The sequence below is a fragment of the Marisediminitalea sp. genome, from assembly GCF_984433645.1.
In genome coordinates, this window is record NZ_CFIDRX010000271.1 from 1 (window position 1) to 3588 (window position 3588).

General features: G+C 48.9%; 5 protein-coding genes. 2 read left to right on the forward strand and 3 right to left on the reverse strand.

Features of this window, described 5'->3' with window-relative positions; translation table 11 throughout:
- The first annotated feature begins 136 nt into the window (after positions 1-136).
- Together AC4MRN_RS20045 and AC4MRN_RS20050 are read left to right on the forward strand one after the other, a co-directional pair.
- On the forward strand, positions 137-685 hold the full coding sequence (locus AC4MRN_RS20045; protein WP_491204315.1) for a zinc ribbon domain-containing protein: 549 nt from the start codon (positions 137-139) through the stop codon (positions 683-685).
- A gap of 42 nt (positions 686-727) precedes the next feature.
- The gene (locus tag AC4MRN_RS20050) at positions 728-1165 is read left to right on the forward strand and encodes a hypothetical protein (RefSeq protein ID WP_490710969.1); all 438 of its coding nucleotides are present in this window, start codon (positions 728-730) and stop codon (positions 1163-1165) included.
- Between the two features lie 28 nt (positions 1166-1193).
- On the opposite strand, the gene AC4MRN_RS20055 is transcribed toward AC4MRN_RS20050, so the two are convergent.
- The 3 genes from AC4MRN_RS20055 to AC4MRN_RS20065 form a co-directional block, all read right to left on the reverse strand.
- Entirely contained in the window at positions 1194-2564 is a 1371-nt protein-coding gene (locus AC4MRN_RS20055; RefSeq protein ID WP_491204316.1) for an L-serine ammonia-lyase, read from the reverse strand.
- 125 nt (positions 2565-2689) lie between these two features.
- A complete protein-coding gene (locus AC4MRN_RS20060; RefSeq protein ID WP_491204317.1) occupies positions 2690-3268 on the reverse strand; it encodes a CoA pyrophosphatase in 579 nt (192 codons plus the stop codon).
- The coding region (locus AC4MRN_RS20065; RefSeq protein WP_491204318.1) for a chorismate-binding protein at positions 3255-3588 on the reverse strand (334 nt) is incomplete at its 5' end. The genes AC4MRN_RS20065 and AC4MRN_RS20060, both read right to left, overlap by 14 nt.

The window sequence follows — 3588 nt, forward strand, 5'->3', positions numbered from 1 at the left end:
TTGAAAATGGGTGGATAGGTGAACCTGAATTGGCCTTTCCGGAGGCATTTAGAACCGGCCTGGGAATACAACAGACTAACGTATTGTGGAGCAACGAGTCGCACTCACAGGATGAGTTGAAAAAGGAAATCAGGCTATGAGTGATATCGATTACACGTCTTATACGCTTGAAGAGCTGCTTGACTGTCAACAGCAACTCGACGCTAAAGCGCATCCTGAACGTGCCGCTCAGATTGCATTGCTGATAAAAGATCGCGCTAAATCGCAAAAAGTGCAACGCGTTACCATGGCTGATGACTATGGAAATATCGCGTCGGTAAAGACAGGGCGTGCTCCCTCATTAGGACGAGGGTTGAGTGAACTCTTTGGCGGAAGTTTATTCGGACTGATTTTATTGACTGGCACCAGTGACGACAATATAGGTGTAACGCTTGTTGCCTACTTTGTTATCGCATCTGCTGTCGTAGCGGGCTGCTACCATATTTATAATGCATTATCAGAAAATCGATTTTCAGCGCAGGATATTGTCGCGCCAGACAAGGAAACAGATCCATTTGACCGTTTTGTGATGGGTAAACAACGCCAAAAGAGCAGCACGAAACTATTTTGTACACATTGTGGTGCATCCATTACTGCTCAGTATACGTTTTGCCCGAAGTGTGGCAAAGAACAACGCAAAGAGTGACGTTCTCTTGTCACGTGAATAGACAAAACAAAAGGAAACGATGTGTTTGCTAAAGCAAATATAAAACCCTATGAATGGATGTATTTCGCGTTATTACTGGTGCTCGCCTTTGCACAACTGATCAGTAAGCTCGTTTCAGAAACGGGTGGCATCGCAAGCCGGTATGGTGGTTTTCTGGCAATCGGTTTGGTATTTATTGCGTTTCTCGGCAACCGTTACAACAAAGCCTTTCTGTATCGCTGGGTGTGGCTGGTGAGTTTCTGGCTCCTCGCGTTATCAGTGACGGCCAGTTTAGTGTTTTCGACGTATTTACTGGCGGTGAACGGAGAAGAAGCTGGCATTTATGCAGGTGCTTTATTCGTCATGCCGTTTTTGTTTGTGCCAGGATTATGGCAGCTTTATCAGTATGTTTGGAGACGCAAAGCACTCTGGCAAAAAGGTATCGACCAATCAAAACAACAACAGGCGCAGCGGTCTTAACCAAAGCGCCTGTCTTCTGTTGTGTTAATTAGCATTCAATAATATTGACCGCCAGACCGCCACGTGCGGTTTCTTTGTATTTGGTTTTCATGTCTGAGCCGGTGTCACGCATGGTCTTAATAACCTTATCCAGCGACACTTTATGCTCACCACTGCCACGAAGCGCTAACCGGGACGCATTAATGGCTTTGATCGCTCCCATGGCGTTGCGCTCTATGCAGGGCACCTGAACCAGACCACCTACAGGGTCGCACGTTAAGCCCAGGTTGTGCTCCATGCCAATTTCAGCGGCATTTTCGACTGCCTGGATGCTGCCACCCAGCACTTCAGTTAATGCCCCGGCTGCCATGGAACAGGCCACACCAACTTCACCCTGACAACCTACTTCGGCACCTGAAATCGATGCGTTTTCTTTATAGAGAATACCAATGGCACCGGCCGTTAACAGGAATCTGCTGGCAATTTCCTTGTCTACCGGTCGGATAAATTTATCGACGTATTTCAAAACAGCAGGAATGATCCCAGCTGCGCCGTTTGTAGGCGCGGTGACCACGCGGCCACCGGCTGCGTTTTCTTCATTCACCGCCAGTGCAAACATGTTTATCCAATCCAGTGTCTGCATCGGGTCATTAGAAAATTCAGTGGTCAGTCTACGATGTAATGACGGCGCTCTGCGAACCACTTTTAATCCTCCGGGCAAGATACCTTCTGCATCCATGCCTCGGTTAATGCAGGCATCCATGGTCATCCACAGCTGCTGGAGACGGGTTTTAATGTCTGCATCCGGGTGCAGCGCTTTTTCGTTCTTTAACATTAACGCACTGATACTCAAACCGTGCTCTTTGCATAAACCCAGCAGTTCCTGCGCGGTACGGAACGGATAGGGGACCTGCGCAACCAATTCGTGGGCTTCTTGCTTAGCCTGATCCCATTGGTCATCGCGCACAATAAAGCCGCCGCCAATAGAGTAATAGGTTTGAGCTAACAGCAGCGTTTCACCTTCAAAGGCATGGAATGTCATGGCGTTGGCATGACGTGGCAGGCTCTTTCTGCGGTGAAATACAATCGCGTTGCTGCGCGGAAAGTGGATCACCTGCTGTCCATTTAAATTCAATGTTTGTGAGCGGTCGATATCTGCCAGTACGTTGTCTACCGTATCCACATTGACGGTATCCGGGCGCTCGCCCAACAGGCCTAAAATGACGGCTTTGCCGCTGCCGTGGCCTTTACCGGTTTGACCAAGTGAGCCAAACAGTTCTGTTTTGACTTCTGTGACTCGGTGAATAAGCTGGTTTTCTGTCAGAAACGCAGCAAAATCCGCGGCCGCATTCATAGGACCGACGGTATGAGAACTGGATGGGCCAATGCCCACACTGAACATATCAAATACACTAATCATAGGGTACGCTTTGTTATTGTTAATATATCGTTAGTTTGACGCGAGCACGCAGTCTCAGCAACTCAGATATGCTAATGGTAGCATGAGAAAAATTAATCGAAATGATTTGCCATTAGCGGCAGTGGCTAGGCGTTGTCAGTAAAAATTGACGCCAGACTGTTCATCAGGGCCGCGGTAGCCCCCCAAATCATCTTGTTTTGCCAAGGAATGAAGTAGACGGGGTAAGTGTGTCCCGCGCGGGTAATATACTCGGTTTGGTAATTTCTCGGGTCAATTAAGAATGACAGCGGTACTTCGAATGTATCACTTACTTCATTGCCGTCTGGAATTAAGTCGAACCCTGGCTCTACAATGGCCACAAAGGCCGTCATCGCAAAGCCAGAAATGGTGCGATAGGGCGGTAATTGACCAACAATGGAGATGTGTGAGTCGGGTAGCGCTATTTCTTCCCAGGCCTCGCGTTTTGCCGTAAACGCAAGATCGGGATCGCCGGGCTCGTATTTCCCACCAGGAAAACTCACCTGGCCGGGATGGTGCTTTAAATGTTTTGCCCGCTCGGTAAATAAAACGGAAAGGGCATTGTCATGAGTAACAACCGGTATTAACACAGCCGCTGAGCGCCCGGACTTTCGCAAAGGATGATCGGGAACGGGTTGCAGCGGCGGAGCACTGTGAAAACGGGTTAAAAACTCAGCTTTCTGCAAAGGTGGACTCCAGTACCGGCAAGATTTTAGCGACTTTCGCCAGGGTCTCGTCAAACTCTTCTTCGGGATGTGAGTCTAATACAATGCCGCCACCGGCCCAACAATACAAGGTGTTGTTTTCCGCCAGTACAGTACGTATACAAATACTGGAATCGAGATCGCGGCGAATGCCCAGATAGAAAACACTCCCGCAATAAATTGCCCGGCGACTGGGCTCAAGCTCTTCAATGACTTCCATTGCGCGTATTTTAGGCGCGCCGGTGATGGAACCACCAGGGAAACAAGCTGCCAGTAATTCCAGCGGGTGGCTGTCAGGCAGC

Bases quoted from the DNA above. Each gene is read 5' to 3' on its own strand.
- AC4MRN_RS20055 (WP_491204316.1), bottom strand. From the start codon at position 2,564: ATGATTAGTGTATTTGATATGTTCAGTGTGGGCATTGGCCCATCCAGT.
- AC4MRN_RS20045 (WP_491204315.1), top strand. From the start codon at position 137: ATGAGTGATATCGATTACACGTCTTATACGCTTGAAGAGCTGCTTGAC.